The organism is Roseateles sp. P5_B10 (assembly GCF_056400485.1).
The window spans coordinates 1-3971 of the sequence record NZ_JBFULE010000493.1; the positions used below are offsets into that span (position 1 = coordinate 1).

Genomic DNA, 3971 nt, shown 5'->3' on the forward strand with positions numbered 1-3971 from the left:
GCATCGGGCGGCGCGACGATGGCGCCCAGCGCCACGGCCGCGGCCCATGGCAGGCCCGGCACGAGGGCGTGAGCCACCATGGCCACTGCGGCCGTCGTGAGGCCGACCGCGAAGATCACCAGGCTGACCAGAGGCGCCCAGTTGTCTCTGAGGTCCCGCAATGACGCGTCGTAACCAGCGTCGACGAGAACCGGCGCGACGAACAGGGCCAGCACCAGTTCGGGCGGCAGGCTGGGGCTGGGTGCACCCGGCACCAGGGCCAGCAGCGCGCCGCCAATGGCCAGGAATACCGGGTAGGGCGCGCCCGCACGCCGCGCGGCGGCAGCCAGTGCCACGGCGGCGACGAAGAGGACCAGGATTTGTTCGAGCTCCTGCACCGGCCGGAGTATGGCGACCTCGCCCTGGCAAAGGAAGGCGGGCCCGGCAGGCCGGCGGTCGTAGCATCGCTTCCCAACACCCAGTCCCCAGGCCGCGCCATGAAGGCGCGCCGGTTGCTTACCGAAAGCAAGTCATGACCGGCATCTCCGAGCGTCTGCTCACCGCCTTTGAAACGCACGACGTTGAAGACATCCGGGCCGTCCTCGATGCCGGCTTCGATGCGAGTTCAAGCATCGGCGGCAAGACGGTGGTCAACCATCTGATCGAGATGTACTTTCGTTCGGACCGGTTTGCCTCCTGCCTTCGGTTGCTGCTGGAACGTGGTGCCGTGCTGGACGACCCGCACCTGGCGCCCGTGCTGCTCAACGACGCCGACGCGCTGGCCTCGGCCGTGGCGGCGAACCCGGTGTTGCTGCGTCACCGCACGCAGATGCCCTGCACCTTCACGCCGCTTGACGGCGCCACGCTGCTGCATGTGGCGGCGGAGTACGGCCACGCAGAGGTCGCCGAGCGGCTGTTGGCACTGGGCGCAGACCCGAACGCCGCGGCCGATGTCGACGCCGACGGGCTGAACGGCCAGACGCCGCTCTTCCACGCCGTGAACTCGAATGCCAACCGTTCGGCGCCCGTCATGCGCCTGCTGCTTACGGCTGGCGCGCGGGCTGATGTGCGAGTGCGAGGCATCACCTGGGGCCGCGGCTTCGACTGGGAGACGGTCTGCTACGACGTGACGCCGCTGTCCTACGCCCAACTCGGCCTGCTGCCGCAGATGCAGCGCATCGAGGCCGATACCTACGCCAACATCGTCGAACTGCTCGCTGCCCTGGGGCGGCCCGCGCCGCGGCTGGGCAATGTGCCGAACCGGTATTTGCGCTAGCGCTCCCGCAGGCGATCCAGCACCGGCTTGACGTCGATGATCGGCGTGCCGTCGAAGGCTTCGAGATGGAGTGCCTGGTAGCGAAGCGGGCCGTCTTTCTCGACCAGCGTGACGCGGTGCAGCCCCACCGGGTTGGGCCGGTCCTGCGAGCGGGTGCTGAACACGCCGCGCAGCGGGGCGTTCAGGTCGTCGCGTGGATGCACGCTCAAGGTTTCGCGCTGGCCGTGGTCCAGCCAGGTCAGCAGCAGGATGTCGTCGCCCACCTGCAGGTCGCGCAGGCCCGCCTCGAACGCGGGTAGGAACTCCAGCCACGCCGTGGGGGCGCCTTCATCGCCTTGCTTGGGCGCCTGCTCCCGGCTCGTCAGCGGTGAACGCACATGGCCGATGGGTTGGAGGACGAACATCTGTTCTGCGCGACGGCGCGGCGCCAAGCCTCAACGCTGACGCCACGGCGGCGGCGTTTCGTTGGTGATGTCCGTCGCCCGCGCCCGCTCGGCGTCGAGGGGGCGGATCTCCAGCGTCAGACCGAAGGCCAGGCAGGGGTTCTGCGCGGCGAGTTCGRCCGCTTCCTCCAGGCTCGTGGCGACGATGAACCAGTAGCCGCCGACGATCTCCTTGGTCTCCGCGAAGGGACCGTCGGTGACCAGCCCATGGGCAACGAGCTTGCCTTCGGGCGCCAACCGGCTCCCGGGTTTCATCCGCCCCGCCGCGAGATGGCCCTCGTACCAAACGTAGAACTGATCGATGGCGCGCTGGACGTCCTCGCGAGACGCTTTTTCGTCCCACTGCCCACGCGACACAACGAGGTATTCGTGCTGCGGTTGGTTCATGGGTGGATGGTAAATGCAGGGGGACCGTGGAGCGTTCCGCGGAGGCCGAGTTGGGGAGCCAGACCTCCCGCGCCACGGCCTTTGCATCGATTGCTGAAGCCTCCCATAGGCAGCTTCAGGCTGGGGCTGTCCTTGGTAGTTGGCGCCCGAGGGTCAGCAAAGTGCCCATTGCGGGTAATCGCCTTGGCTCGATCAATTCACGCACCCGGCCATGAGCAGGCGCAGGCGAACGTCAGCTTTGTTGTGCATCAATTTGACCTTGGCTGAGCAGGCAAGAGTATTGCGCTCGGTCTGTGATGTGTTGTCTCTAGGCTGGAAGTGATCATTTCCATCCAAGGGAATTTCCCCAGCCTCGAGCCTCAGTGCACGTGTTCCGTGGCGCGCCCGATCGCTTCAGTAGCGATTTCGGAGCCGTTCGCCATGATCGGTCTGTCTCCAACGGCCATTACCTGGTGTTCGCAGTCTTCGTCCGAGAGGCTGTACAGCGACTGGATGAACACCAGACGTACCATGACCTCGGGGGGCGGTCGGCCGCACTTGCTGCGGTCGGGTCGCGGGCAAGGCGCATCGACCTGAGTCGAAATAGCCGCGAAGTCGATCAGTTCGTCCATCGCTGCCAGATTGGCGATGAAGCCGCGCCCATCTGGTCCTGACGCTGATCCTGACCGAACAGGTCGGACGAATGCTGGCGGCGCCAGAAGGCAGACGGCTTGATGCACGGCGTGATCATCGTCCGGATAGTGCCCGAGACGGCCAGCGGGCGTGAGAGCGGTTTTGGGAAGCGCCYCATCGAAGCAGAGGTAGGATTCCAAGCGCCACAGTTGTTTGAGCGTGTTTGAGTCGCTTTTCTTCAGCCGGCGTGTGATAAAGCCTTGGAAATAAGGTAGTCAATTCTCTCGAGCTGACTACCCTGATCGCATCTGCAGGTCCGCTTTAGGCAGAATCGACCGTGGGCTCAAGTGTAACGTAACGCATTATCTCGGAAAAATCTTTGGAATGATTGATGCTGTACATCCACTGAATCTGATTGTCGGGATTCGTCATATCGTAGTTGATGCAGAGAGTCTGCACGCCCGCTTGGTGGGCCCATTCGTCATTTAATGAATTTCCTATAAATAGCGCTTCATGCGGCTGGATTTCTCTCTCTTCCAGCACTTGCGTGATGTATTGAGATTTGCCCTGGAAGTCATACTTCGTTCCAATGATGGATTTCAATTCGCTATTTGGTCCGAATTTCATGTCGTTCGCGCGAACATCCTCAAATTTCTCGTAAAGGTTCCCGAGCACTCGTTTAATGATGTGTTTAATGGATCCCGATACGATAAACATTGGAATTCCGGCCGCATGCAGTTGATTTACCGTTTCGACCACGCCTGGCAAGAGTTGAATGTCAGCAGAAATTTTGTCAAGGACGGTATTCTTTAGTCGACGTTCGCGAAATTTCTCTTCGGTTATCCGGCACCAATCTGCGTGAGATATTTCGTGATTGCTGAATCTCCGATGCAAATCCGAGCAATCAGTGTCGGCGTAGCCCAACTCTAGCCAGATGAGCTCCCAGGAAGTCGATTTGTTCAGGTGGTAAGTCATGGTCCCGTCGAAATCGAGGAACACAGCCTTGGTCGGGAACACCGAGCGAGATTTCGAAACACTACTCTTGGCGTGAATCGAGCCTTTGTTATGCGAGTAGTAGACGATGAATTGAGACAAGAATTCGTCTGGAAGCCCAGAGCGAATATTCCCCACAGAGCAACTAAGTGCGTTCGCCAAACGCGACGCTTCATCAAAGGAGACGCGAACGAAGTCGTCCGAACTGAGCCGTTTAACTCTGAGTGCCGCGTCCTCAATCCGTATTACCAGCCCCTGCTTCAGGTTCGATCGTTTGGAAA

General features: G+C 61.5%; 6 protein-coding genes. 1 reads left to right on the top strand and 5 read right to left on the bottom strand.

Going from position 1 to position 3971, the window contains the following annotated elements:
- A partial coding sequence (locus tag AC1DU6_RS22555) for a cation:proton antiporter domain-containing protein (RefSeq protein WP_477859739.1) occupies positions 1-377 on the bottom strand: 377 nt, incomplete at its 3' end.
- 134 nt (positions 378-511) lie between these two features.
- On the opposite strand from AC1DU6_RS22555, the gene AC1DU6_RS22560 reads away from it, so the two are divergent.
- On the top strand, positions 512-1255 hold the full coding sequence (locus AC1DU6_RS22560) for an ankyrin repeat domain-containing protein (RefSeq protein WP_477859740.1): 744 nt from the start codon (positions 512-514) through the stop codon (positions 1253-1255).
- Here the strand turns inward: AC1DU6_RS22560 and tsaA are convergent.
- The 4 genes from tsaA to AC1DU6_RS22580 form a co-directional block, all read right to left on the bottom strand.
- Positions 1252-1659 carry a tRNA (N6-threonylcarbamoyladenosine(37)-N6)-methyltransferase TrmO gene (tsaA, locus tag AC1DU6_RS22565; RefSeq protein ID WP_477859742.1) on the bottom strand — a complete coding sequence of 136 codons (408 nt, stop codon included), beginning with the start codon at positions 1657-1659 and terminating at the stop codon, positions 1252-1254. The two genes, AC1DU6_RS22560 and tsaA, sit on opposite strands and share 4 nt — an antisense overlap.
- A gap of 30 nt (positions 1660-1689) precedes the next feature.
- Entirely contained in the window at positions 1690-2085 is a 396-nt protein-coding gene (locus tag AC1DU6_RS22570) for a YciI family protein (protein WP_477859744.1), read from the bottom strand.
- Positions 2086-2444: 359 nt separating this feature from the next.
- Entirely contained in the window at positions 2445-2696 is a 252-nt protein-coding gene (locus tag AC1DU6_RS22575; RefSeq protein WP_477859745.1) for a transposase, read from the bottom strand.
- A 322-nt stretch (positions 2697-3018) separates the two neighbouring features.
- Positions 3019-3971: HAD family hydrolase (locus AC1DU6_RS22580; RefSeq protein ID WP_477859746.1), on the bottom strand; the 953-nt coding region annotated here is incomplete at its 5' end.

Coding starts and splice junctions, on each gene's coding strand:
- AC1DU6_RS22575 (WP_477859745.1), bottom strand. CDS start 2,696: ATGGACGAACTGATCGACTTCGCGGCTATTTCGACTCAGGTCGATGCG.
- tsaA (WP_477859742.1), bottom strand. CDS start 1,659: ATGTTCGTCCTCCAACCCATCGGCCATGTGCGTTCACCGCTGACGAGC.
- AC1DU6_RS22560 (WP_477859740.1), top strand. CDS start 512: ATGACCGGCATCTCCGAGCGTCTGCTCACCGCCTTTGAAACGCACGAC.